Genomic DNA, 24,467 nt, shown 5'->3' on the forward strand with positions numbered 1-24,467 from the left:
GGTTCCGCGAATGTCCGACGCTCCCACGACGCCGATCACGACCCACGCTCCCGCCGCGGTCGACGCCCGCACCGGCGAGATCCGCCAGGAGACGATGATCATCAACATGGGTCCGCAGCACCCCTCGACCCACGGGGTGTTACGCCTGCTGCTGGAGCTCGACGGCGAGACCGTGCTCAAGTGCACGCCGATCATCGGCTACCTGCACACCGGCATCGAGAAGAACACCGAGTACCGCACGTGGATGCAGGGCGTGACCTTCGTCACGCGCGCCGACTACCTCTCACCGTTCTTCAACGAGCTCGGGTACTGCCTCGCGGTCGAGCGGCTGCTCGGCGTCGAGGCGCCCCCGCGCGCCCAGGTGATCCGGGTGCTGATGAACGAGCTGAATCGCATCTCGTCGCACCTCGTGTGGCTCGCCACTGGGGGCATGGAGCTCGGCGCGGTGAGCGTCATGCTCTACGGGTTCCGCGAGCGCGAGGTGCTCCTCGACATCTTCGAGGAGGTCACGGGGCTGAGGATGAACCACGCGTACATCCGGATCGGCGGCGTGATCATGGACGTGCCCGACGAGGGCGTCGCCAAGATCGAGCGGTTCCTCGAGGAGATGCCTCCGCGTATCGACGACTACGAGCGGCTGCTCGACGAGAACCCGATCTGGCTCGAGCGCAACGTCGGGGTCGGCCGGCTGTCGGCCGACGACGCCCTCGCGCTGGGAGTGACCGGCCCCGTGCTGCGGTCGGCGGGCATCGCGACCGATGTGCGCAAGGACGCGCCCTACTGCGGCTACGAGACCTACGACTTCGACGTGCCGGTGCGCACCGAGGGCGACGCCTACGCCCGGTACCGGTTGCGCATCGAGGAGATGCGCGAGTCGATGAAGATCGTCCGCCAGTGCCTCCAGCGTCTCGAAGAGCCGGGCCCGGTGATGATCGAGGACCCGAAGGTGGCCTGGCCGGCAAAGCTCACCGTCGGCCCCGACGGCATCGGCAACGACCCGGCCTACATCACGCACATCATGGAGGAGTCGATGGAGGCCCTGATCCATCACTTCAAGATGGTCACCGAGGGCGTGGAGGTGCCGCCCGGCGAGGTCTACCAGGCCGTCGAGTCGCCCCGCGGCGAGCTTGGGTTCTACGTCGTCTCCACCGGTGAACACCGCCCGTACCGCGTCAAGATCCGCGACCCGTCGTTCGTGAACCTGCAGGCGATCCCGACGATGGTCGAGGGCTTCCTCGTCGCGGACGCGATCGCGGCGATCGCGTCGCTCGATCCCGTGATGGGCGGGGTGGACCGCTGATGGCGATCTTCGAGGGCGAATGGCTCGAGGAGGCTCGGGCGATCATCGCACGGTACCCGGAAGGACGAGAGCGTTCCGCGGTCATGCCCCTGCTCTACCTCGCTCAGTCCGTCGACGGGCACGTCACGCGTGGCGCGCTGCAGGAGGTCGCCTCCCTGATCGGCGTGCGGACCGCCGAGGTCGAGGCGGTCGCGAGCTTCTACACGATGCTGCGGCTGCGCCCGACCGGCACCCATCTGATCGCGGTCTGCACGAACCTGTCCTGCGCGTTGCGGGGGGCGAGCGAGGTGTACGAGGCCGCGCACCGGGCGACCGGCATCCCGCACGGCGGGGAGGTGAGCGACGACGGCGACTTCACCGTGCACGAGGAGGAGTGCCTCGGCGTGTGCGAGCACGCGCCCGTCGTGCAGGTGAACGTCGCGAACCACGACCGCGTCACGCCGGAGCGCGTGACCGAGATCGTGGCGGCGTTGCGGGGCGGCGAGGTGCCCGAGCCCGCCCGGGGGCCCGCGGTCGACAGCTTCAAGACCGCCTCGAGGATCCTCGCGGGGCTCGAGCCGCTCGACGAAACGCTCGCCGAGGGGGCGAACGCGTGAGCGAGCCGCGGCGCGTGCTCACCGCCCACTGGGACGACCCGAGCGTGATCCCGCTCGCGGGGTACGAGGCCGCCGGAGGGTACCGGGCCTTGCGCACCGCGCTGGGCATGAGCGCGGACGAGCTGATCCAGCTCGTGAAGGACTCGGGGCTGCGCGGGCGTGGCGGGGCGGGGTTCCCCACGGGCATGAAGTGGTCGTTCGTGCCTCGGAACACCGGCAAGCCCACGTACGTCACGGTGAACTTCGACGAGTCCGAGCCCGGCACTTGCAACAACCGCGAGCTCGTCGAACGCGAACCCCACGCGCTGATCGAGGGCGCCGCGATCGCAGCGAGGGCGATCGACTGCCACCTCGCCTACATCTACATCCGCGGGGAGTACCTCTGGCAGGGCCAGGTGCTGCAGCGGGCGCTCGACGAGGCGTACGCGGTCGGCTACCTCGGCCGGGACATCATGGGCGGCGACTACGACCTCGACATCGTGCTGCACCGGGGCGCCGGCGCCTACATCTGCGGCGAGGAGACGGCGCTGCTCTCGAGCCTCGAGGGGTTCCGGGGCCAGCCCCGCCTGCGGCCGCCGTTCCCGGCGGTGGAGGGTCTCTACGAGTCCCCGACGGTGATCAACAACGTCGAGACCCTGATGAACGTGCCGCACATCGTGAACAACGGGGCCGAGTGGTTCAAGGCGGTCGGCACCGAGAAGGCGCCTGGCACGAAGATGTTCACGATCAGCGGCAAGGTCGAGCGCCCCGGCAACTACGAGCTGCCGATGGGCACGCCGTTCCGGGTGCTGCTCGAGGAGCACGGAGGCGGGGTGCTCGGCGGCAAGGCGATCAAGGCATGGACGCCGGGCGGGTCCTCCACGCCGTTCCTCACGGCCGACCACCTCGAGGTCGGGCTCGACTTCGAGTCCGTGATGGAAGCCGGCTCGCTGCTCGGCACCGGCGCGATCATGGTGCTCGACGAGTCCGATTGCATGGTGGAAGCCGCCCGCCGTCTCGTCGAGTTCTACGCCCACGAATCGTGCGGCAAGTGCACGCCGTGCCGCGAGGGAACGTGGTGGGCGACGCGCGTGCTCGGGCGCATCGAGGGCGGGTACGGCCGCGACGAGGACCTGCCGCTCATGGCCGACGTGGGCGAGAACATCCTGTTCCGCGCGTTCTGCGCCCTCGCCGACGGCGCCGTCTCGCCGATCCAGTCGACGCTGCAGCACTTCATGGACGAGTACGAGGCGCACATCCGCGAGGGGCGGTGCCCCGTGACGGGGAAGGGGCCCGGCCACCACGATGCCGAGCCCGCGCCGGACGCCGTCACGTTCGCGACGACCGGTCCCTTCGAGATCCAGGGAGCGCCCACATGACGGGGGAGGCCGTCACCCTCACGATCGACGGGAAGGAGGTCACCGTGCCTTCGGGCACGCTGATCATCCGCGCCGCGGAGCAGATCGGCGTCGAGATCCCGAGGTTCTGCGACCACCCCCTGCTGGATCCGGTCGGCGCGTGCCGACAGTGCTACGTCGAGGTCGAGGGTCAGCGGAAGCTGTTCACGTCGTGCACGACGACCGTGTCCGAGGGCATGATCGTGAAGACGCAGAACACCAGTGACGTCGTGCACGACGCGCAGGTTGCGAACCTGGAGTTCCTGCTGCTGAACCATCCGCTCGACTGCCCGATCTGCGACCGCGGGGGCGAGTGCCCGCTGCAGGACCAGGCGCTCGCGTTCGGGCCCGGGGAGAGCCGCTACCGCGAGGCCAAGCGCGTCTACCCCAAGCCGCTGCCGCTGTCTCCGCTCGTGAACCTCGACCGCGAGCGCTGCGTGCTGTGCGCGCGCTGCACGCGCTTCTGCGACCAGATCTCGGGCGACCGGTTCATCGAGCTGTTCGCGCGCGGCGCGGCCGAGCAGGTCTCGATCGCGCCCGGCGAGGACTTCCGTTCGCCGTTCAGCGGCAACACGGTGCAGATCTGTCCGGTCGGTGCGCTCACGTCGACCCCGTACCGCTTCGTCGCCCGGCCGTTCGACCTCACCACGGTCGACACGGTCTGTCCCCACTGCAGCGCGGGCTGCAACATCAAGCTCGACATGCGCCGGGGCGAGGTCGTGCGCCAGCTCGCGCGAGACAACTACGACGTGAACGACGCCTGGCTCTGCGACAAGGGGCGATACGCGTTCCGGTTCCCCGACTCGCCGGATCGCGTCGCGACGCCGCTGATCCGCGACCGCGGCCTCGAGCCCGCGTCGTTCGGCGAGGTCCTGACCCGGGTGGCTGCCTGGACCGAGGGGAAGCGCGTCGCGATGCTCACCGGCGGCCGGCTCATGGACGAGGACTACTTCGCGCTGTCGAAGCTCGCCCGCACGGTGTTCCGTACGAACGACGTCGACCACCGGCGGGCGGGGGAGACGGGCGCAGCCGCCGCCGAGCGGCACGCCGCCGCGAGCCCGATGGCGGTCAGCTACAAGGACGTGGAACGGGCGGGCGCGATCCTCGTGGTCGGGCTCGACGCGGAGCAGGAGGTGCCGATCCTGCACCTTCGCCTGCGGAAGGCCGCGAGGCGCGGGGCGAGGATCTGGGTCGTGCATCCGCGGCGCACCCGCCTGCACGATGTGGCGACCCACGTGCTGTGCGCGCCGGGAGACGAGGCGCGTCTGCTGGCCGGCGGTGCCGACGCGACCGTCGACGAGGCCTTGGCGGCGATCCGGGATCTGGGCGACGAGGCGGTCGTGCTCGCGGGCGAGCGGCCCGGTGCCGCCGACGCCGCGAAGGCCTCGGCCGACGCGGCCGGCGCGCGGTTCCAGTACGTGACCCGGCGGGCGAACGACCGCGGGGCGCTGCTCGCAGGGGTCCACCCGTCACTGCTGCCCGGGGGGCGCTCGATGCAGCAGGTCGACGACGTCGAACGGGTATGGGGCCCGCTGATGAACCGCGAGCCGGGTCGAGACACGATGGGCATCCTGCGTGCGTGCGCCGACCGGGAGGTCGACGTGCTGTTCCTGATCGGCGTCGACCTGCTCCGCGACGTGCCCGACGCGGGCCTCGTGCGACGCGCGCTCGACAACGTGCCGGTCAAGGTCGTGCAGTCGCTCGAGCTCGGCTCGCTCGAGCGCTTCGCCGACGCGTTCCTGCCGGCCAGCGCGTTCCTCGAGAAGGACGGGCACGTCTCCACCTGGGAGGGGCGCGGTCAGCGGCTGCGGGCGATCCGGGGACGCGACGGGATCAGCCTGGCGGACTGGGAGATCTTCTCGAGCATGGCGCTCGCGTGCGGCGGTGACCTGGGCTTCGAGACGCTCGACGAGATCCACGAGGAGATGGGCCGGCTGCTGGGGGCGCGCGCGGGAAGCGTGCGCGACGAGGAGGTCGGCGCGCCCGTCGCCGAGGGCCAGCCCAGCGGCTCGGTCGAGGGCCTCGACGCCCAGCCCGACTGGGAGCGCGTGCGGGGTGACGAGGGGGCCACGGCCGAGGTGGACCGCTCGCGCGGAGGCCTCGGCGAGACGCACGACGCGGGCACGGCCGAGGGTGACGACGGCCTCGTTCTCTTCACCTATCCGCTGCTCGTCGACGAGGGGCGGCTGTCCGAGCACGCCGACGAGCTGAAGGCGGCGCTCGAGGACGAGGCGTTCGTGGAGCTGCACCCGGCCGACGCCGCCGCGATCGGCGTCGTCGACGGTGCCCTGGCGACCGTGCGCACCGAGGCCGGCGAGGCCGAGCTCCCGGTGGTCGTGACGGAGCACGTCGCCCGGGGGTCGGCGTTCGTGCCCTTCAACCAGCCCGGCCTCGCGGCGAACGCCCTGCTGTCGGGGCAGATGCTTGTGCGCGCGAGTATCTCGACGATCGGCGGCACGACGGGGGACCAGGCTGCCGAGCCGGCCGCCGCCGCGGTGGGGGGTGACGCCTGATGGATTGGGTCGATTGGGCGATCCTCGTCGTGCAGGTCGTGATCGTGTTCTTCGGCCTGCTGATCGCCGTGATGCTCTACATCTGGATGGAGCGCAAGGTGATCGCCGACATGCAGACCCGGGTCGGCCCGATGCGCGCCGGGCCCCGCGGCGTGCTGATCACCCTGGCCGACGGCATCAAGCTCTTCTTCAAGGAAGGCATCACCCCCACCTCCGCCGATCGTGCCGTCTACGCGATCGCGCCGATCCTGGCGATGTTCCCCGGCTTCCTCGCGTTCTGCGTGATCCCGTTCGGCACCGAGGTCACGCTGTTCGGGCGCGAGATCCCGTTCCAGCTCGCCGACCTGAACATCGGCATCCTGTGGATCCTCGCGATGACCTCGCTGGCTGTCTACGGCGTCGTGCTCGCCGGGTGGTCGAGCGGTTCGAACTACCCGCTGCTCGGCGCGGTGCGCTCGAGCGCGCAGATGATCTCCTACGAGGTGGGCATGGGACTCGCGCTCGTGGCGGTGCTCATGTACAGCGGCACGCTGCAGATGAGCGAGATCGTGGCCTCGCAGGACACCGTCTGGAACGTGATCCCGCAGTTCCCGGCGTTCATGGTCTTCCTGATCGGGGCGATCGCCGAGACGAACCGGCCGCCGTTCGACCTGGCCGAGGCGGAGTCGGAGCTCGTGGCCGGGTTCCACACCGAGTACTCCGGCATCAAGTTCGCGATGTTCTACCTCGGCGAGTACGTGAGCACGGTGACGATCGCGGCCGTCGGCGTGACGCTGTTCCTCGGCGGGTGGCGCGGGTACTGGCCGTTCGAGGGTGCGCTCGCGTGGGTCGGCCCCCTGCTGTGGTTCATCCTGAAGGTCACCGCCGTGATCTACGTGTTGATCCTCGTGCGCGCCACGATGCCCCGCATGCGCTACGACCGCCTCATGAACTTCGGGTGGAAGATCCTGATCCCGTTCGGCCTCGTCTGGGTGCTGATCACCGGCCTCGTGGTCGTGCTGCCCCAGGAGTACGGCAATCGCGGTCGGTTCATCGCCGCCGCGGTGATCGTCGGAGTGGCGGCGCTCGCGACCCTGGTCGCCCCGTTGGTGACCCGCCGTTCGGCCGAGAGCGAGGAGGCGCGCGCATGAGCGACCGCCGATCAGAGGAGCCGGTCGTGACCGACGAGCCCGACGTGACCGACGAGCCCGCGGTGCGCGATGAGCCCGTCGTCGGCCCGCAGCCGGGCGAGCAAGGCGCCTGGGAGGCCGCGCTCGCGATCGGCAAGGGCATGGCGACCGTCTTCAAGCAGACGTTCCGGCCCGACAACACCGAGCGATACCCGAAGGAGATCGCCACGATCCCCGAGCGGTCCCACATCGGCCGGCACCGGCTCAACCGGCACGAGGACGGACTCGAGAAATGCATCGGCTGCGAGCTCTGCGCGTTCGCCTGTCCGGCCGACGCGATCTGGGTGGAAGGGGCCGACAACGATCCCGAGCACCCGACGAGCCCGGGGGAGCGGTACGCGAAGGACTACCAGATCAACTACCTGCGCTGCATCATGTGCGGCCTCTGCGTCGAGGCGTGTCCGACCCGTGCGCTCACCCTGACCGACTATTTCGAGCTGTCGTTCACGAGCCGCGAGGAAGCCGTCTGGTCGAAGGAGCAGCTGCTCGAGGCGCCGCCGCCCCTCGGCTCGGACCCGGTGGATCGAGAGGGCTAGCCCGCCGTGCCGCTCGACAACCTCGTCTTCTGGGTCTTCGCCCCGCTCTCGGTCGCGACGGCGATCGGCATGATCGTGGTGCGCAACGCGGTGCACGCCGCGCTGTTCCTCGTCGTGAACTTCTTCACGATCGCCGTGATGTACCTGCTCCTCGACGCGCCGTTCCTGTTCGCCGTGCAGATCGTCGTGTACGCGGGCGCGATCATGGTGCTGTTCCTCTTCGTGATCATGCTCCTCGGGGTCGACCGCGGCGCCGAGCCGGCCGAGCGGCTGTTCGGGCAGCGCACGACCGCGGTGCTCCTCGCGGTCGCGATCGTCGCGGAGCTCGCGACCGCGATCCGCGCGGGCATCGGGTTCGCGACCCGGGCCCCCGCGGGCTTCGAGGCGGCGAACCCGAGCGGGAATCCGTCGGCACTCGCCGACGTGCTGTTCCGCGACTACTTCTTCCCGTTCGAGGTGACGTCGGTGCTGCTGATCGTCGCCGCGGTCGCCGCCATGGTGCTGGCGCTGCGGCGCTCGAAGGCCCTCACCCAACGCGAGATCGAGGCGCACGCGGGCGACGACCTCGAGGCCTACGCCATGGCGCCGCCCGGCGGTCCCGGGCCGGTGCGGGAGCCGGGCCGATGAGGACGCCGATCGCCTACTTCCTGCTGCTCTCGGCGATCCTGTTCGCCCTCGGCTCCGCCTCGGTGCTTCTGCGCCGCAACGCGCTCCGCATCTTCATGGGGGTCGAGCTGCAGCTGAACGCCGTCAACCTCACGCTCGTCGCGTTCTCGCGGATGCACCTCGAGCTCGACGGGCAGATCCTCGCGTTCTTCTCGATGGTCGTGGCCGCGGCGGAGGTGGTCGTCGGCCTCGCGATCATCGTGGCCGTGTTCCGACGAACGGCGACGACCGACGTCGACCGAGCGAGCGTGTTGCGAGGATGATCGACCTGATCGGCCTCGCGATCGCGATCCCGCTGCTCGCCGCGGCGGTGAACATGCTGTTCGGCGCGCGGCTCGGCCGGTGGGCCGGGTGGTTCGCGACCGCGGCGATGGCCGCGTCGTTCGCGATCGTGCTCGGTGCGCTGCTCGACCTGATGTCGCTGGCCGCCGAGGATCGCACCCAGATCGTCACCGTCGCCGAGTGGATCCGCGCCGGGGCCGCCAGCGTCGCCATCGACCTGCGGGTCGACCCGCTCTCGATCACGATGGCGATGGTCGTGACGGGGGTCGGGTCGCTGATCCATCTCTACGCGATCGGGTACATGGACCACGACCCGCGGCCAGGCCGCTTCTTCGGCTACATGAACCTGTTCTGCGCGTTCATGCTCGTGCTCGTCCTCGCGAACGACTTCCTGCTGCTCTATTTGGGCTGGGAGGGCGTCGGGCTCTGCTCGTACCTGCTGATCGGGTTCTGGTCGGACCGTCCGGAGGCGGCCCGGGCCGCGAAGAAGGCGTTCATCACCACACGCGTCGGCGACGTGCTGCTGATGCTCGGTCTCTTCGTGATGTGGCTGCACTTCGGCTCGTTCGACTTCGACACCGTGCTCGGGCACGAGGGCTCGTTGCCCGAGATCGCTACGGGGACCGCCACCGCGATCTCGCTGCTGCTGCTCGGGGGCGCGGTCGGCAAGTCGGCGCAGCTGCCGCTGCACGTGTGGTTGCCCGACGCGATGGCGGGTCCGACCCCCGTCTCCGCCCTGATCCACGCTGCCACGATGGTGACCGCCGGCGTCTACCTGGTGGTGCGCTCGCACGTGCTGTTCGAGGTCTCGGAGGTCGCGCTGACCGTCGTGGCGGTCGTCGGACTCGCCGGCGCGCTCTACGCAGGGTTCTCCTCGCTCGGGCAGTACGACATGAAGCGGGCGCTCGCGTACTCGACGATGTCGCAGCTCGGGTTCATGTTCCTGGCGGCCGGGCTCGGCTTCTCCGCGGTCGCGATCTCGCTGCTCGTGGCGCACGCGTTCTACAAGGCCCTGCTGTTCCTGACGTCGGGCAACGTGATGCACGGTCTCCACGACGAGATCGACGTGCGCCGCCTCGGCGGCCTGCGGCGCGACATGCCGTGGACGGCCGCGTTGTTCGGCGCCGGCGCCCTCGCCCTGTCGGGCCTGCCGCCCTTCAGCGGCTTCTTCACGAAGGACGCGATCCTCGAGCTCGCGAGCCACGCCGGCGACGTCTGGGCGTACGTGCTGGGCTCGCTCGGGGCGCTCGTCTCGGCCTGGTACATCGCGCGGCTCTACTTCACGGCGTTCATGGGTGACCAGCGATACGAGGGGCGTGCCCACGAGGCCTCGCCGCTGATGCGGGCGCCGCTCGTCGTGCTCGCGATCGGCGCGCTGTTCGCCGGCGCCTGGCTCACGTTCACCCCCGAGGGGCGCCTCGCGACGTTCCTCGAACCGGTGGTCGGCGTCGTCGAGGAAGGGCACGCGGGGCCGACGACGCAGGCGCTGATCGCGATCTCGATCGTGCTGACCCTGGCGGGCATCGCGATCGCCTGGCGCCTGTACCGGCCGAGGAACGCCGAGCGCTGGATCTCGTTCCCCGATCGCGAACCCGGCATGGCCGGGGTGCTCGGTCACGCCTTCTACATCGACGACCTCTACGCCTGGGTCGTGGGCACCGTGGGACTGCGCGGAGCGGCGGGCCTCGCCTGGTTCGACCGCACGGTGGTCGACGGGGCTGTGAACGGCGTCGGGCGGCTCGCCGTCTGGGCGGCCGGGTTCGCGCCGATCTGGCAGTCGGGGAAGGTGCGCCGCTACGCCCTGTCGTTCCTGGCCGGGGGCGCGGCGCTGCTCCTGTACGCGGCGGTGAGGGTCTAGATGGACACGATGCCCTGGCTCACGCTCGCGATCGCGGCCCCCCTCGTGGGCCTGCCGGTGCTGCTGGTGTGGCGCTCGATCACCGACGACGCCGCACGGTGGGTCGGGCTCGCCGCCACGCTCGCGGCCTTCGCGGTCTCGATCGGCATGCTCGCGAACTTCGAGACGGGCGAGGCCGGGTTCCAGATGGTCTCGAAGCACCCGTGGGTGGAATCGGTCGGCCTGAACTGGTTCGTCGGCGTCGACGGCTTCTCGATCTGGCTCGTGATGGTCACGACGTTCATGTTCCCGATCGCGATCGCCGCGTCGTGGAAGGTGGAGCACCAGGTGCGCCGCTACATGGCGATGGCGCTGTTCCTCGAGACGGTGATCATCGGGGCGTTCCTCTCGCTGGACCTTCTGCTGTTCTTCGTCTTCTTCGAGGCCCTGCTGTTCCCGATGTACTACATCATCGGGGTGTGGGGCTCGAAGCGGCGCATCTACGCCGCGACGAAGTTCCTGCTGTACACGATGTTCGGCTCCGCGTTCCTGCTCGTGGGCATCCTGTGGCTGTACGTCGAGTCCGGGAAGCAGCTCGGTGCGGCGACGTTCGATCTCACACAGCTCGAGCAGCTGCAGCTTCCGACGGGTGTCGCGCGATGGCTGTTCCTCGCGTTCTTCGTCGGCTTCGCCGTGAAGGTGCCCGTCTGGCCCCTGCACACCTGGCTGCCCGACGCCCACACCGAGGCGCCGACGAAGGGTTCGGTCGTGCTGGCGGCGATCCTGCTGAAGACGGGCCCCTACGGCATGCTGCGATTCAACCTCGATCTGTTCCCCGAGGCCTCGCGGTACTTCGCCACCGCGATCATGGTGCTGGCAGTCGTCGGCATCATCTACGGCGCGATCGTCGCGATGATGCAGACCGACATCAAGCGTCTGATCGCCTACTCGTCGGTCAGCCACATGGGGCTGATCGTGCTCGGCATCTTCGCGTTCTCGGCCGAGTCGATGGACGGCGCCGTGCTGCAGATGGTGAACCACGGGTTGTCGACCGGCATGCTCTTCCTCGTCTTCGGCATGCTCTACGAGCGCACGCACACCCGCGAGATCGCCGACCTCGGCGGCATCGTCCAGGTGACGCCGTGGCTCGCCGGCGCCTACGTCGTCGCGATGCTGTCGTCGATCGGACTGCCGGGGCTCAACAACTTCGTGGGCGAGTTCCTCGTGCTGCTCGGCACGTTCTCGGTCGACCGAGTGCTCGCGTCGATCGCGATCGTCGGGGTGATCCTCAGCGCGGTGTACATGCTCTGGTCGTACCAGCGCACGTTCCAGGGGTCGCTGAAGGAGCGATGGGGGTCGCTGCCCGACCTGTCGTGGCGGGAAGGCGCGATCGTCGTGCCGATCGTCGCCGTGATGCTCTGGATCGGCCTGCACCCGGCCCCGGTGCTCGAGCGACTGCGTCCAACCTCGGAGGAGGTCTCCGAGCGCGTGCGCGCGGTGCAGGTCGGCGAGCCGGTGGAGCCGCTCGTCGAGGCGAGCGCCCCGACGGGGGAGCAGGCGCCGTGATCGACCCGCCCCGCGTGGAGCTGTGGGCGATCCTGCCGGTGCTGATCCTGTTCGGCGGGGCGCTGATCGCGCTGCTCGGCGCCGCCTTCGCCCGCCGGGCCGCCCAGGCGCCCTTCGTGCTCTTCACGCTGGCCGTGCTCGCGGCCGCCGCCGCCTCGGCGCTCTGGTTGTGGGACCGCGAGCCGGTCACCGTGCTCGGCGGCATGGCGAGCGTCGACCGTCTGGCGGTCGTCGCGACGCTCGTGCTCTGCGGGATCGGCGCCCTCGGCGCCTACCTCGGATTCCACTACTTCGAAGAGGACGAGTTCCGGCGCAACGAGTTCTACGCGCTGCTGCTGTTCGCGCTCGGCGGCATGGCGCTGTTGGTGGCCGCCGCCGACCTGATCATCGTCTTCCTCGCGATCGAGGTGCTCTCGCTCTCGCTCTACGTGCTCACGGCGCTCACGTTCCGCCGCGGGCCGACCGAGGCAGCGATGAAGTATTTCCTGATGGGCGCGTTCGCCTCAGCGTTCCTGCTGTACGGGGTCGCGATGAGCTACGGCGCGGCCGCCACCACGAGCATCCAGGGCCTCGCCCGAGCGCTCACCGGCACGACCGGCAGCCAGCCGCTCGCGGTGATCGCGGCGCTGCTGCTCGTGGTCGGGCTCGGGTTCAAGGTCTCGCTCGTGCCGTTCCACATGTGGACGCCCGACGTCTACCAGGGCGCCCCGAGCCCCGTGACGGCGTTCATGTCAGCCGCCACGAAGGCCGCCGTCTTCGTGGCGCTCGTGCGCGTGCTCGACGTCGCCTTCGTCGCGCAGCAGTGGGATCTCGCGCCGGCGATCGCAGCGCTCTCGGCCGTCTCGATGGTGGTCGGCAGCGTGCTCGCGATCGCCCAGCGCGACGTGAAGCGCATGCTCGCGTACTCGAGCGTGGCGCAGGCGGGGTTCATCCTGTCGGCCTTCGTCCAGCCGGGCCGCGACGGCATCGCCGCCGCGCTGTTCTACGTGATCACCTACGGCGCGGCGGTGCTCGGCGCGTTCGGCGTCGTGATGCTGATCTCCGGCGGGATCCGCGAGCAGACCGGGTTCGACCGCTTCCGCGGCCTGATCCGCACCCAGCCCGTGCTCGCCGTGCTGCTGACGATCTTCCTGCTCTCGCTCGCGGGCATCCCCCCGACGGCCGGGTTCGTCGCGAAGGTGCTGGTGTTCGGGGCGGCCACCAGCGCCGGCTACTGGCCGCTCGTGCTGATCGGCGCGCTCGCGAGCGTGGCCGGCGCCTTCTTCTACCTGCGCATCGTGGCGCTGATGGCGATGCGGGACCCCCAGGGCGAGGATGCCGCCGATCGCGCGCCGCTGCCTCGGCTGGTGCTCGCCGTGCCGGCCGCGATGATCGTGGTGCTGGGTATCGTGCCCGGCGTGATCGTGCCGTTGCTGCAGGAAGCCGGGGTGCTCACGTGGTGATCGAGAGCGAGGGGGACGAGCGATGAGTCGGCGGGTGATCCCGGGGCTCGAGCCGCCGGACGCGACCCTCGAGTCCGAGGTGCGCACGAGGCTCGACCAGGTCGAGGAGGCGCTCGAGAAGTCGGTGCAGATCGAGGCCTCGGGCATGCTCACCGAGACGTCGTCCTACCTGATCGCCGCGGGCGGGAAGCGGTTCCGCGCGATGCTCGTGCTGCTGGCCGGGTACTTCGGCGACCCCGCCGACCCACGCCTCGTGCCGGGCTCCGTCTCGATCGAGCTCGTGCACCTCGCCACGCTCTACCACGACGACGTGATCGACGAGGCCGACGCCCGCCGCGGCGCACCGAGCGCGAACGTCCGCTGGGACAACACGGTCGCGATCCTCACCGGCGACTACCTCTTCGCGCGTGCCTCGGAGATCTCGACCGATCTCGGCACCGACGTCTGTCGGCTGCTCGCGCGCACGATCGCGGTGCTGTGCGACGGGCAGATCCGCGAGGTGTCGAACTCGGCGAAGGTCGAGCAGGAGGTCTCGAACTACCTCGAGATCATCCACCGCAAGACCGCCTCGCTGATCGCGACCTCGTGCCGGCTCGGCGGCATGCTCTCCGACGCCCACCCCGATCACGTCGACGTGCTGGAGGAGTTCGGCGACGCCCTCGGCATGGCCTACCAGCTCTCCGACGACATCATGGACATCACGTCCTCGCAGATCGAGCTCGGGAAGGAGCCGGGCCAGGACCTGCGCGAGGGCGTCTTCACGCTCCCGGTGCTGCACGCCCTGGCCGAGGACGAGCACCGGGAGGAGCTCGCCCGCATCCTGTCGCACGGCTCACCCGACGGCGAGATGCTCGACCGGGTGCTCGAGATCGTGCGATCGGGGGGTTCGGTCGACACCGCGCGGGTCGCCGTCACCGACGAGGTCAAGCGGGCCACCCGGCTCGCCGAACGCTTGCCGGACAGACACGCGCGGCACGCGCTGATCCAGCTCGCGAAGTTCCTGGCGGTCCGCTGCGGAGCGGCGGCCGCATGAGGGGCGCCGAACCCATGCGAGGCCGCGAGAAGGCGCTGCTAGGATACGGGCGCCCGAGGAGCCTTCCACTGTCATGAGCGATTACTACGCGTCATACGGAGTCGTGCTGGCGGTCCTGGTCGCAGGCGCGCTGTTGGTCGCCGTGGCGTTCACGACGGCGTGGTTGGTCGGCCCCAGCAAGCCCAACCGCGAGAAGCTGCTGACGTACGAGTGCGGCATCGATCCCGTGGGACAGGGCTGGTCCCAGAGCCACGTGCGCTATTACGTCTACGGGTTCCTGTTCGTGATCTTCGACGTCGAGAGCGTGTTCCTCTTCCCGTGGGCTCGGGTGCTCGAGGACATCGGCTATGCGGCGGTGGTCGAGATGGCCATCTTCATCGGGATCTTGGCCGTCGGACTCCTGTACGCGTGGCGCAAGGGGGTCCTGCGGTGGGCCTGATCACCGAGAGGACCCCACTGCCCAGGATCCAGCCCGTCAAGTTCATCCTCAACTGGGGACGCCGCTACTCCCTGTGGGTCATGAACTTCGGCCTCGCCTGTTGCGCGATCGAGTTCATCGCCGCATCGACCGCCAAGAACGACTTCATCCGGCTCGGCGTGATCCCCACGGCCCATGGACCTCGGCAGGCCGACCTGCTCGTCGTGGCCGGCACGCTCACCGACAAGATGGCCCCGGCGCTCAAGCGGGTGTACGAGCAGATGCCCGATCCGAAGTACGTGATCTCGTTCGGCTCGTGCTCGAACTGCGGCGGCCCGTACTGGGACAGCTACTCCGTGACGAAGGGCGTCGACCAGATCGTGCCGATCGACGTGTACGTGCCCGGGTGCCCGCCACGGCCCGAGGCCCTGCTGCACGGCATCATCGAGCTGCAGCACAAGATCAAGGACGAGGACATCGGGGAGAAGTTCGGTGGAACGGTCCAGCCCGCTGTCTCCTGACGAGGCCGCCTCCCGGCTGCGGGCGAGGTTCGGCACCGACGTGCTCGATGTCGCCGACCAGCACGGGCAGACGGTCGCGACCGTGACCCGCGAGCGCTACCACGACGTGTGCCGCTTCGTCCGAGACGAGCCCGAGTTCGCGTGCGACTACGCGGACTTCACCTCAGGCGTCGACTGGGGCGAGGAGCGGGGGTTCGAGGTCGTGACGCAGCTGTTCTCCACGACGCACCACCACAACGTGCGGGTGAAGGTCGGCGTGCCTCACGACGACGCGGTGCTCGCGACCGTGAGCGACCTGTGGGCGACGTGCGACTGGCACGAACGCGAGACCGCCGAGATGTTCGGCATCCGCTTCCAGGGCCACCCGCAACCCGTCAAGCTGCTGTTGTCGGAGCCGTTCGAGGGCCATCCCCTCCGCAAGGACTTCGCCCTGATGACGCGTGAGGCCAAACCGTGGCCCGGCGCGGTCGAGGGTGAAGAGGAGGAGGAAGAGTGATCGTGATCGACCTCCTCGCGCAGGCGGGCACGTCGTTCATCGACGACCTCTCGTCGAACTTCTGGGTGGCGCTGATCCTGAAGACGGTGCTCGTGATGGCGTTCTTCCTGATCGTGCCCCTCGTGGTCGGCTACGCCGAACACAAGGTGTTGGCCCACATGCAGGCGCGTCTCGGGCCGATGGAGGCCGGCGCGTTCCACGGGTGGGCGCAGCTGATCGCCGACGGCGTGAAGTTCATCCAGAAGGAGAACGTCGTGCCGGAGGCGGCCGACCGCACGATCTTCACTCTGGCGCCGGCCGTGGCCATGGTGCCCTACATCGCGATCCTGGTCGTGATCCCGTTCAGCGACTCGCTGTTCGCGCTCGACCTCGACGTGGGCATCTTCTTCGTGATGGCGATGTCGAGCGTCTCGGTGATCGGTGTGCTGATGGCCGGGTGGTCGAGCGCGAACAAGTTCTCGCTGATCGGGGCGCTGCGCGCCGCCGCCCAGCTGATCGCCTACGAGCTGCCGCTCGTGCTCGCCGCCGCCGGCGTCGTGATGCTCTCGGGGGTCACCTCGATGGTCGGCATCGTCGAGGCGCAGGAGTCGCTGTGGTACGCGATCCCGCTCTTCCCGCTCTTCCTCATCTTCATGCTCGCCTCGCTCGCTGAGCTCAGCCGCACCCCGTTCGACATGCCGATCGCCGACTCCGAGATCATCTACGGCGCATACACGGAGTACGGCGGTCTGAAGTTCGCGTTCTTCCTGCTCGCCGAGTACGCGGGCATCGTGGCCCTGTCAGGCATCGCGGCCGTGCTGTTCCTCGGTGGGTACCAGGGGCTGCCGGGCATCCCGCTTCCCGATCCGATCTGGATGGCGGCGAAGATCGGCATCCTGTCGTTCGTCGTGATCTGGTTGCGGGCGACGTACCCGAGGCTGCGCGAGGACCAGCTGCAGCGGTTCGCGTGGCTCACGCTGATGCCGATCTCGCTCGTGTGGATCCTGGGCGCGGCCGTCTTCAAGGTCGCGTTCTGACGGACAAGGACGACTGACACCGTGGCCATCGACACGACCAAGCACGAGGAGCAGCCGGAGTCCGGCGTCGGCCAGGGCCTGCTCAAGGGCCTCACGGTCACGATGAAGACGATGCTGCGGCCGGCCGTCACGGTGCAGTACCCGCACGTGAAGCCCGACCTGCCGGCACGCACGCGCGGCGTGATCGCCCTGAAGCAGGGGAACTGCACGGTGTGCTACAAGTGCGCGCGCGAGTGTCCCGACTGGTGCATCTACATCGACGCCCACAAGGAGACGCACGAGCCCGCCGGCGGCGGACGCGGCCGCTCGATGAAGGTGCTCGACCGGTTCGCGATCGACTACGCGCTGTGCATGTACTGCGGCATCTGCGTCGAGGTCTGCCCGTTCGACGCGCTCTTCTGGAGCCCGGAGTTCGAGTACGCCGAGTACGAGATCGATCCGCTCACGCACGAGAAGGAGCGGCTCGAGGAGTGGACCTACACGGTGTTGCCGCCCCCTGCCCTCGAGGAGGGAGCGGTCCCTGACACGGACGAGGCCGGCCCTCAGGCGGCCGCAGGCGGTAGCGCGTGAGTGCGCAGGAGTACGCGTTCCTCGTGCTCGCCGTGGTCGGCGGCCTGTCGGCGATCGCGGTCGTCACCGCCACCAACGTCGTGCACGCCGCCCTCTACCTCGTCGTCTCGCTGCTCTCGGTGGCGGGTGTCTACCTGCTGCTCGGCGCCGAGTTCGTCGCCTGGGTCCAGATCCTGATCTACGTGGGCGCGATCGTGATCCTGTTCCTGTTCGGGCTGATGCTCACGAAGGCGCCGATCGGACGCGACACGCTCGACAACCAGCAGCGGGGCATCGGCGCGCTCGTCGGGGTCGGGGTCTTCGCGGGCCTCGTCTTCCTGATCCAGGAGGCCTTCCCTGTCCAGGACGCCGTGGCGTTCGAAACCACGCAGGGCAGCACCGACGTGGTCGGTGAGGCGATCTTCCGCAACTACGTGCTGCCGTTCGAGGCGGTCTCGTTCCTGCTGCTCGCGGCGCTGATCGGGGCCATCGTGCTCGCGAGGAAGGACGACGCCTCGTGATCAGGCTGCCACTGGTGCTGATGTTCTCGGCCCTGCTGTTCTCCGCGGGCGTCTACGGCGTGCTGGCCCGCCGCAACGCCGTGATGGTGCTGATGGCGATCGAGCTGATGCTGAATGCCGTCAACGTGAACCTGGTGGCCTTCGCGTCGGCGCTGCAGCAGATGACCGGACAGGTCTTCGCGCTGTTCGTGATCGCCGTGGCCGCCGCCGAGGTGGGCATCGGGCTCGCGATCGTGATCCTGCTGTTCCGCACGCGTGAGTCGATCAACGTGGACGAGGTGAACCTGCTCAAGTGGTGAACGCGCTCGCCTCCGAGGGTGAGGTGGTCTACGAGGCCACCACGAACGGGCTCTGGTTCGTCGAGCACGCGTGGGTCGTCGTGGTGCTGCCCCTGATCTCGGCGGCGCTGATCCTGTTCTTCGGCAAGCGCACCCCCGGCAAGGGCGCCGTCTACGGCATCGTGGCGGTGGGTGCGGCGTTCCTGTTCTCGCTCGGGGTCCTGTGGCACTTCGTGGAGGGCGGCGGACCGTTCGGGGGAAGCATCGACTGGTTCACGATCGGGCCGCTGCACCTTGAGCTCGGCATCCTCGTCGACGGGCTCACCGGCATCATGCTGGTGGTCGTCACGTCGATCTCGCTCTGCGTGCACATCTACTCGCTCGGGTACATGCACGGCGACGAGCGCTTCACGTGGTTCTACGTCGTGCTGTCGCTGTTCACCGCCGCGATGCTCACGGTGGTCGTCTCGAACAACGTGATCCAGCTGCTCGTCGGGTGGGAGATCATGGGCGTCTGCTCCTACCTGCTGATCGGCCACTGGTGGGAGGTCAAGGAGAACTCCAACGCCGCGATCAAGGCGTTCATCACGACCCGGGTCGGCGACATCCCGTTCACGTTCGGCATCATCATGCTGATCGCCCTCACCGGGTTCACCACCACGAACATCACCGAGATCTCTCACGAGCTCGGCCTCGGCGAGACCTCACCGCTGTTCATCTCGATCGCCGCGATCCTGCTGTTCGGCGGCACCGTCGGGAAGTCGGCGCAGTTCCCGCTGCACGTGTGGCTGCCCGACGCGATGGCCGGCCCCACGCCCGTCTCGGCGCTGATCCACGCGGCCACGATGGTGGCCGCCGGCGTCTACCTGATCGGCCGGCTCTTCGAGGTCTTCCTCGAGGCGGACCAGTGGGTGCTCACGACCGTCAGCGTCGTCGCGGCGATCACCGCGCTCGGCGCCGCGCTGCTCGCGATCGTGCAGGACGACATCAAGCGCGTGCTCGCCTACTCGACGCTCTCGCAGCTCGCGTACATGGTGGCCGGCCTCTCGCTCGGTGAGCTCGGGCTCACGGCCGGGTTCTTCCACCTGTTCACGCACGCGTTCTTCAAGGCGCTGTTGTTCCTGGGGGCCGGCTCGGTGATCCACGCGGTGCACTCGAACAACATGAGCGACATGGGTGGCCTTCGGAAGTCGATGCCGGTCACGTTCTGGACGATGCTGATCGGCTCGCTCGCCCTCGCCGGGATCTTCCCGCTGGCCGGCTTCTGGTCCAAGGACGAGCTGCTCGTCGTCGCCGAGGAGGAGCACGTCTACTGGCTGTTCGTCGTGTTCCTGATCACCGCCGTGATCACCGCCTTCTACACGATGCGCATGGTCTTGCTCACGTTCTTCGGGGAGTACAAGGGCCACGCGCACCCGCACGAGTCGCCGGCGACGATGACCGGCCCGCTCGTCGCACTCGCCGCGGCCACGCTCGGCGTCGGCCTGCTCGGGTCGCCACAGCTCGGTGCCGTGTTCGGCCAGTGGGTCTTCTACGAGGCGGTCCACGAGGCCGTGTTCGTGCCGTGGATCGCGCTGCTGTCGACGGCCGGGGCGCTGCTCGGGCTGTTCGCCGGGTACGCGCTCTACAAGGAGCGGAAGGCGCAGGACCCGTTGCAGGCGCCGATGGGTCCCCTCTGGAACGTGTTCCAGAACCGCTACTACATCGACGCCTTCTACATGCGCGCGATCGTCTATCCGGTGCGCGACACCTGGTCGTCGGGCGTCAACTGGTTCAACCAGGTCGTGCTCGACGGCATCGTGAACGGCGCGGCGTCGGTCACCAGGGCATTCGCCCAGGTGATCGCGTGGTTCGACCGAGCCGTGATCGACGGCATCGTCAACGGTGCCGGCGAAGGGGCCAGCAAGACCGGCAACGTCCTGAGGTACCTGCAGACGGGCAACGTGCAGTGGTACGCCGTGGGGCTGTTCGTGGGCGTGATCGCGTTGGCCGTCGTGTTCATCCGAGTCGTCTGAGAGGAAGCGTGGAGGCCACATGACCTGGGAGAACTCGGCCATCACGATCACGACGTTCCTGCCCGTGCTCGGGGCGATCGTGATCGTGCTGATGCCGAAGGACAAGGATCGCGCGATCCGAGGGCTCGGCATCGCGATCACGGGGGCGGCGCTCGCGCTCTCGCTCGCGATCGCCGTGGGCTTCGACTACGCCGTCGACGGTCTCCAGTACGTGCTCGACGTCAGCTGGATCCGCGCGATCGGCGTTCGGTACCACGTCGGGATCGACGGCATCTCGATGCCGCTGTACGTGCTCACGTTCCTGCTCTCGTTCCTCTGCGCGATCTACACGTGGCGCTACGTGCCCGACCCCGGTCGCACGAGGGCGTTCCTCGCCTTGATGCTGTTGCTGCAGACCGGCATGGCCGGCACGTTCATCGCCTTCGACCTCATCCTGTTCTTCGTGTTCTGGGAGCTGGTCCTGGTGCCCATGTACTTCCTGATCGCCGTGTGGGGATCGGCGAACCGCGAGTACGCCTCGATCAAGTTCTTCCTGTACACGCTGTTCGGGTCGATCTTCATGCTGCTGGGGTTCCTCGCGATGTACTTCCAGGGGCCCGACCCGCACACGTTCGACATGGTCGTGCTCCGCGACTACGGCCTGGCCGGGGGATTCAGCCAGACGTTCCAGCTGGTCGTGTTCGGCGCCGTCGCGCTCGGCTTCGCGGTGAAGGTGCCGATGTGGCCGTTCCACACGTGGCTCCCCGATGCGCACACCGAGGCGCCCACGATCGGGTCGGTGCTGCTGGCCGGCATCATGCTGAAGATGGGCACCTACGGGTTCATCCGGATCGCGATCCCGTTCATGCCCTACGGCGCCCAGAAGTACGCGCCGTGGATCGGTGCCCTCGCCGCGATCGCGATCGTGTACGCGGCCCTGGCCTGTCTGGCGCAGAAGGACCTGAAGCGGCTGATCGCGTTCTCATCGGTGGGGCACATGGGCTTCGTGATGCTCGGCATCGCGACGCTGACGGAGATCGGCATCCAGGCGGCGATCTTCGGCATGGTGGCCCACGGCGTGATCACCGGCATGCTCTTCTTCTGCGTCGGGTCGATCTACGACCGCTACCACACCCGCGAGATCGCGAAGATCGGCGGCGGCATGCTGCAGACGATGCCGAAGCTCGGCGGCGTGTTCGCTTTCGTCGCGATCGCCTCGCTGGGGCTGCCGGGGCTGGCCGGCTTCTGGGGCGAGGTGATGGCGCTGCTGAGCTCCTTCAATCCGAACGAGTTCGTGCTCGCCGACCAGGTCGGTCTGTTCCGGGTGTTCATGGTGATGGGCGGCATCGGCACGGTGCTCACGGCCGGCTATTTCCTGTGGATGTTGCAGCGGGTGAACATGGGCACCCTGCCCGATCAGTGGCGGGAAGCCGGTCTGCGCGACGTGCTCGTGGTCGAGTGGGTCTCGTGGCTGCCGTTGCTGATCCTGATCCTGGTGCTCGGCCTCTACCCCAGGCTGGTCTTCGGCGTGACCGACGAGGCCGTGACCGGGCTCATGAGCCTGTTGGGGAGCTAGGTCCTCTCGATGGACGTCGACTACCACGCGCTGCTGCCGGAGTTCATCCTCGCCGGCACGATCCTGCTCGTGCTCGTGGTCGACGTCTTCCTGCCCGAGCGCCTGAAGTGGTTCGCGATGCCGATCGGCCTGGTCGGCGTCGTGGGGTCCCTGGCCGCGGTGCTCACGCTGATCGGCGCCGACGACCGCGTGAGCTTCGGCGGCACCTACGTGGTCGACGAGTTCGCCCTGCTGTTCAAGGCGTTCTTCCTCGTGACCGCGATGCTCGTGCTCGGGCTCTCGCTCCGGTACTTCCGCGAGGGCGGGTTCTACCAGGGGGAGTACTACTTCCTGCTGCTGACGTCGTTCCTCGGCTGCGTGATGATGCCGAGCTCGCGCGACTTGCTGCTGCTGTTCATCGCCCTCGAGCTGGTCTCGGCGCCCGGCTTCCTCATGGCCGCGTTCCGCAAGGGCGACGTGAAGTCCAACGAGGCAGGGGTGAAGTTCTTCATCATCGGCGTGCTGTCGACCGCCGTGATGCTGTTCGGCATGAGCCTGATCTACGGCGTCACGGGCGGGAAGACGCAACTCGCGGAGATCGGCGTCGCCCTCGGCGGGCTCTCGGGTGACCTGGAGACGCTCGCGTTCGCCGCGATCCTGTTCGTGGTCGTGGGCTTCGCGTTCAAGGTCTCGGCCTTCCCGTTCCAGTTCTGGGCGCCCGACACGTACGAAGGCTCGCCGGTGCCCGTGGCGGCGTTCCTCGCCGTCGCGTCGAGCGTGGCCGGTTTCGCCGGCCTGCTGCAGCTGATGTTCGTCGCGTTCGCGGACCAGTACGAGTTTTGGGTGCCCATCTTCGCGTTCCTGTCGATCGCGACGATGTTCGTGGGCAACCTCGTGGCGCTGCAGCAGGTCCAGGTCGTGCGACTGCTCGCCTACTCGGGCATCGCCCAGTCGGGCTACATCCTGCTGACGTTCGCGCTCGTGACCGATGATGCTGCCACGAACCGCACCGCGTTCGCCGCGGCCGTCGCCTACATCCTGATCTACGGCATCATGAACATCGGCGCGTTCGCCGCGACGGTGGCGGTCTCGCGTCGGCACCCCACGCTGCGCATCGCCGACTTCGCCGGCCTGCGCGAGACGGCCCCGTTCATCGCGGTCGGCATGGCCGTGTTCATGATCTCGCTGGCCGGCGTGCCCCCGACCGGTGGGTTCTGGGGGAAGCTGCTGATCTTCCAGGCCGCGATCGAACGCGGCGGCACGCTCGGACCGGTGCTCGCCGTCGTGATGCTCGTGAACTCGGTCGTGAGCGTCTTCTACTACCTGGCCGTGCCGCGGGAGATGTTCCTGCGCGACGCGGCCGACCGGTCGCGGCTACGGGTGCCGGTGCTCGTGACCGCCGTGGTCGCGGTATCGATGGTCGCGATCGTGGCGATCTTCGTGCTGCCGGGCGCGATCGCCCGCCTCGCCGAGTTGTCGACCCTCGTCGGCCTCGGCTCCTGAGTCCTGTGCGCCCGCCGACACCGGGGAACCGCCGGGCCCTTCGTATCGAACGGCCTATGGGACGATCGGTATCGAACGATCACGGGGAGTGATGACGGTGACACCTGGTATCAATCGGGCCAAGACGTGGATCCTGCTCGCCGCCCTGATGGGGCTGTTCCTGGCGGTGGGCGCGCTGCTCGGCGGGCGTGCAGGCATGACGATCGCGCTCGTGATGGGGCTCGGGTTCAACTTCGCGATGTACTGGTGGTCGGGATCGATCGCGATCCGGTCGACGCGATCCCACGAGGTGGGGGAGGCTGAGTACCCGCAGCTGTACCGCATCGTGCGGGAGCTGACGCAGGCCAACGACATGCCGATGCCGGGGGTCTACGTCTCCGACATGCAGCAGCCCAACGCGTTCGCGACCGGGCGCAACCCGCAGAACGCCAAGGTCGCGGTGACGAAGGGCATCCTGCAGCTCCTCGACGAGCGTGAGCTCCGAGGCGTGCTGGCCCACGAGCTCAGCCACGTGGCGAACCGCGACATCCTGGTCGGCTCGATCGCGGCCGCGATCGGCACCGCGATCAGCTACCTCGCGTGGATGGCGCTGTGGTTCGGCGGCGACGACGAGGGCGGGAACCCGATCGTGGCGCTCGTCGCCTGGCTCCTCGCGCCGATCGCCGCCGGCCTGATCCAGATGGCGGTGTCGCGCTCCCGGGAGTTCCAGGCCGACGAGTCGGGGGCGTTCCTCTCGAGCGACCCGCGGGCACTCGCGAGTGCGCTGCAGAAGCTCGAGCAGACCAGCAGGCGCGTGCCGCCGCCGCACTCGCTGCAGCCCGGCGAGGCCCACATGTTCATCGTGAACCCGCTGGCGGCGCTGAAGGGCCGCGGCCTGACGAGCCTGTTCTCGACCCACCCGCCCACCGAGGAACGGGTGGCGCGCCTGATGGCGATGCAGGACGAGGCATACCGCCGGCAAGGACCGATCGGGAACTAGCGGACTCGGTCGGCTCCTCGAGACGTGATTGCGAGGGGTTCAACCCGGGCGAGCTCGGCAGGGACCTCCCTCTTCCGACGCAGGCGGTACTACGGAGGTGCCTGCCGAGCCGACGCGAGGGGGCGTGCCACCGTGAGGTCCGCCCGCCCCCAGGGCGCCCGCTACGACGTCATCGTGCCCAGCACCGCGCGCACGTGGTCGATCGTGGTGCGGGGATTCACGAAGCACAGCCGCGCGAGCTTCTCGCCCTGCCACGTCGTCGGTTGCACGAACGCGATCTGCGCCTCGAGCAGCCGGCGCCACCACGATTCGTAGTCGGCG

23 protein-coding genes are annotated in these 24,467 nt (G+C 68.8%); all 23 read left to right on the plus strand.

Annotated features, from left to right (window positions below; translation table 11 throughout):
* Positions 1 to 10: 10 nt before the first annotated feature.
* The 23 genes from nuoD to VFI59_05570 all read left to right on the plus strand — a co-directional run bounded on the left by nuoD (position 11) and on the right by VFI59_05570 (position 24,146).
* On the plus strand, positions 11 to 1,300 hold the full coding sequence (gene nuoD, locus VFI59_05460; protein ID HET6713141.1) for an NADH dehydrogenase (quinone) subunit D: 1,290 nt from the start codon (positions 11 to 13) through the stop codon (positions 1,298 to 1,300).
* Positions 1,300 to 1,896: an NADH-quinone oxidoreductase subunit NuoE gene (gene nuoE, locus VFI59_05465; protein HET6713142.1), complete on the plus strand. Its 597-nt coding sequence runs from the start codon at positions 1,300 to 1,302 to the stop codon at positions 1,894 to 1,896. The genes nuoD and nuoE overlap by 1 nt, the downstream gene beginning before the upstream one ends.
* On the plus strand, positions 1,893 to 3,254 hold the full coding sequence (nuoF, locus tag VFI59_05470) for an NADH-quinone oxidoreductase subunit NuoF (GenBank protein HET6713143.1): 1,362 nt from the start codon (positions 1,893 to 1,895) through the stop codon (positions 3,252 to 3,254). Before nuoE ends, nuoF begins: the two co-directional genes overlap by 4 nt.
* Positions 3,251 to 5,785, plus strand: coding sequence for an NADH-quinone oxidoreductase subunit NuoG (gene nuoG, locus VFI59_05475; GenBank protein HET6713144.1), 2,535 nt, complete (start codon positions 3,251 to 3,253; stop codon positions 5,783 to 5,785). The genes nuoF and nuoG overlap by 4 nt, the downstream gene beginning before the upstream one ends.
* Positions 5,785 to 6,915 (plus strand): NADH-quinone oxidoreductase subunit NuoH, encoded by a 1,131-nt coding sequence (gene nuoH / locus VFI59_05480; protein ID HET6713145.1) that lies wholly within the window; start codon positions 5,785 to 5,787, stop codon positions 6,913 to 6,915. The genes nuoG and nuoH overlap by 1 nt, the downstream gene beginning before the upstream one ends.
* On the plus strand, positions 6,912 to 7,490 hold the full coding sequence (gene nuoI / locus VFI59_05485) for an NADH-quinone oxidoreductase subunit NuoI (protein HET6713146.1): 579 nt from the start codon (positions 6,912 to 6,914) through the stop codon (positions 7,488 to 7,490). The genes nuoH and nuoI overlap by 4 nt, the downstream gene beginning before the upstream one ends.
* Positions 7,491 to 7,496: 6 nt before the next feature.
* Complete coding sequence (locus VFI59_05490; GenBank protein ID HET6713147.1) at positions 7,497 to 8,117, plus strand: NADH-quinone oxidoreductase subunit J; 621 nt, start codon at positions 7,497 to 7,499, stop codon at positions 8,115 to 8,117.
* Positions 8,114 to 8,419 (plus strand): NADH-quinone oxidoreductase subunit NuoK, encoded by a 306-nt coding sequence (gene nuoK / locus VFI59_05495; GenBank protein ID HET6713148.1) that lies wholly within the window; start codon positions 8,114 to 8,116, stop codon positions 8,417 to 8,419. The genes VFI59_05490 and nuoK (VFI59_05495) overlap by 4 nt, the downstream gene beginning before the upstream one ends.
* On the plus strand, positions 8,416 to 10,296 hold the full coding sequence (gene nuoL / locus VFI59_05500; GenBank protein HET6713149.1) for an NADH-quinone oxidoreductase subunit L: 1,881 nt from the start codon (positions 8,416 to 8,418) through the stop codon (positions 10,294 to 10,296). Before nuoK (VFI59_05495) ends, nuoL (VFI59_05500) begins: the two co-directional genes overlap by 4 nt.
* Entirely contained in the window at positions 10,297 to 11,841 is a 1,545-nt protein-coding gene (locus tag VFI59_05505; protein HET6713150.1) for an NADH-quinone oxidoreductase subunit M, read from the plus strand.
* Positions 11,838 to 13,283 carry an NADH-quinone oxidoreductase subunit N gene (locus VFI59_05510; GenBank protein HET6713151.1) on the plus strand — a complete coding sequence of 482 codons (1,446 nt, stop codon included), beginning with the start codon at positions 11,838 to 11,840 and terminating at the stop codon, positions 13,281 to 13,283. The genes VFI59_05505 and VFI59_05510 overlap by 4 nt, the downstream gene beginning before the upstream one ends.
* A 22-nt stretch (positions 13,284 to 13,305) precedes the next feature.
* Positions 13,306 to 14,316 (plus strand): polyprenyl synthetase family protein, encoded by a 1,011-nt coding sequence (locus VFI59_05515; GenBank protein HET6713152.1) that lies wholly within the window; start codon positions 13,306 to 13,308, stop codon positions 14,314 to 14,316.
* Between the two features lie 73 nt (positions 14,317 to 14,389).
* Positions 14,390 to 14,755, plus strand: coding sequence for an NADH-quinone oxidoreductase subunit A (locus VFI59_05520; GenBank protein ID HET6713153.1), 366 nt, complete (start codon positions 14,390 to 14,392; stop codon positions 14,753 to 14,755).
* A complete protein-coding gene (locus VFI59_05525; protein ID HET6713154.1) occupies positions 14,725 to 15,255 on the plus strand; it encodes an NADH-quinone oxidoreductase subunit B family protein in 531 nt (176 codons plus the stop codon). The genes VFI59_05520 and VFI59_05525 overlap by 31 nt, the downstream gene beginning before the upstream one ends.
* Positions 15,227 to 15,751, plus strand: coding sequence for an NADH-quinone oxidoreductase subunit C (locus VFI59_05530; GenBank protein ID HET6713155.1), 525 nt, complete (start codon positions 15,227 to 15,229; stop codon positions 15,749 to 15,751). The genes VFI59_05525 and VFI59_05530 overlap by 29 nt, the downstream gene beginning before the upstream one ends.
* Before the next feature lie 95 nt (positions 15,752 to 15,846).
* Positions 15,847 to 16,767, plus strand: coding sequence for a complex I subunit 1 family protein (locus VFI59_05535; GenBank protein HET6713156.1), 921 nt, complete (start codon positions 15,847 to 15,849; stop codon positions 16,765 to 16,767).
* Between the two features lie 102 nt (positions 16,768 to 16,869).
* Complete coding sequence (locus tag VFI59_05540) at positions 16,870 to 17,337, plus strand: 4Fe-4S binding protein (protein HET6713157.1); 468 nt, start codon at positions 16,870 to 16,872, stop codon at positions 17,335 to 17,337.
* Entirely contained in the window at positions 17,334 to 17,837 is a 504-nt protein-coding gene (locus tag VFI59_05545) for an NADH-quinone oxidoreductase subunit J (GenBank protein HET6713158.1), read from the plus strand. Before VFI59_05540 ends, VFI59_05545 begins: the two co-directional genes overlap by 4 nt.
* 20 nt (positions 17,838 to 17,857) lie before the next feature.
* Positions 17,858 to 18,136, plus strand: a complete 279-nt coding sequence (nuoK, locus tag VFI59_05550; protein ID HET6713159.1) for an NADH-quinone oxidoreductase subunit NuoK — start codon at positions 17,858 to 17,860, stop codon at positions 18,134 to 18,136.
* Positions 18,130 to 20,130 (plus strand): NADH-quinone oxidoreductase subunit L, encoded by a 2,001-nt coding sequence (gene nuoL, locus VFI59_05555; protein ID HET6713160.1) that lies wholly within the window; start codon positions 18,130 to 18,132, stop codon positions 20,128 to 20,130. The genes nuoK (VFI59_05550) and nuoL (VFI59_05555) overlap by 7 nt, the downstream gene beginning before the upstream one ends.
* Positions 20,131 to 20,149: 19 nt before the next feature.
* Positions 20,150 to 21,685 carry a NuoM family protein gene (locus VFI59_05560; GenBank protein ID HET6713161.1) on the plus strand — a complete coding sequence of 512 codons (1,536 nt, stop codon included), beginning with the start codon at positions 20,150 to 20,152 and terminating at the stop codon, positions 21,683 to 21,685.
* A 9-nt stretch (positions 21,686 to 21,694) separates the two neighbouring features.
* Positions 21,695 to 23,167 carry an NADH-quinone oxidoreductase subunit N gene (locus tag VFI59_05565; GenBank protein HET6713162.1) on the plus strand — a complete coding sequence of 491 codons (1,473 nt, stop codon included), beginning with the start codon at positions 21,695 to 21,697 and terminating at the stop codon, positions 23,165 to 23,167.
* 91 nt (positions 23,168 to 23,258) lie between these two features.
* Positions 23,259 to 24,146, plus strand: coding sequence for a zinc metalloprotease HtpX (locus VFI59_05570; protein ID HET6713163.1), 888 nt, complete (start codon positions 23,259 to 23,261; stop codon positions 24,144 to 24,146).
* Positions 24,147 to 24,467: the final 321 nt, after the last annotated feature.

Source organism: Actinomycetota bacterium, from assembly GCA_035697485.1.
Taxonomy (GTDB): Bacteria; Actinomycetota; UBA4738; order UBA4738; family HRBIN12; genus JAOUEA01.

Coding starts and splice junctions, on each gene's coding strand:
- nuoH (HET6713145.1), top strand. CDS start 5,785: ATGGATTGGGTCGATTGGGCGATCCTCGTCGTGCAGGTCGTGATCGTG.
- nuoL (HET6713149.1), top strand. CDS start 8,416: ATGATCGACCTGATCGGCCTCGCGATCGCGATCCCGCTGCTCGCCGCG.
- nuoK (HET6713159.1), top strand. CDS start 17,858: ATGTTCTCGGCCCTGCTGTTCTCCGCGGGCGTCTACGGCGTGCTGGCC.
- VFI59_05520 (HET6713153.1), top strand. CDS start 14,390: ATGAGCGATTACTACGCGTCATACGGAGTCGTGCTGGCGGTCCTGGTC.
- VFI59_05560 (HET6713161.1), top strand. CDS start 20,150: ATGACCTGGGAGAACTCGGCCATCACGATCACGACGTTCCTGCCCGTG.
- nuoD (HET6713141.1), top strand. CDS start 11: ATGTCCGACGCTCCCACGACGCCGATCACGACCCACGCTCCCGCCGCG.
- nuoG (HET6713144.1), top strand. CDS start 3,251: ATGACGGGGGAGGCCGTCACCCTCACGATCGACGGGAAGGAGGTCACC.
- nuoK (HET6713148.1), top strand. CDS start 8,114: ATGAGGACGCCGATCGCCTACTTCCTGCTGCTCTCGGCGATCCTGTTC.
- nuoI (HET6713146.1), top strand. CDS start 6,912: ATGAGCGACCGCCGATCAGAGGAGCCGGTCGTGACCGACGAGCCCGAC.
- VFI59_05515 (HET6713152.1), top strand. CDS start 13,306: ATGAGTCGGCGGGTGATCCCGGGGCTCGAGCCGCCGGACGCGACCCTC.
- VFI59_05540 (HET6713157.1), top strand. CDS start 16,870: ATGAAGACGATGCTGCGGCCGGCCGTCACGGTGCAGTACCCGCACGTG.
- VFI59_05570 (HET6713163.1), top strand. CDS start 23,259: ATGACGGTGACACCTGGTATCAATCGGGCCAAGACGTGGATCCTGCTC.
- nuoE (HET6713142.1), top strand. CDS start 1,300: ATGGCGATCTTCGAGGGCGAATGGCTCGAGGAGGCTCGGGCGATCATC.
- VFI59_05505 (HET6713150.1), top strand. CDS start 10,297: ATGGACACGATGCCCTGGCTCACGCTCGCGATCGCGGCCCCCCTCGTG.
- VFI59_05535 (HET6713156.1), top strand. CDS start 15,847: ATGGCGTTCTTCCTGATCGTGCCCCTCGTGGTCGGCTACGCCGAACAC.
- VFI59_05565 (HET6713162.1), top strand. CDS start 21,695: ATGGACGTCGACTACCACGCGCTGCTGCCGGAGTTCATCCTCGCCGGC.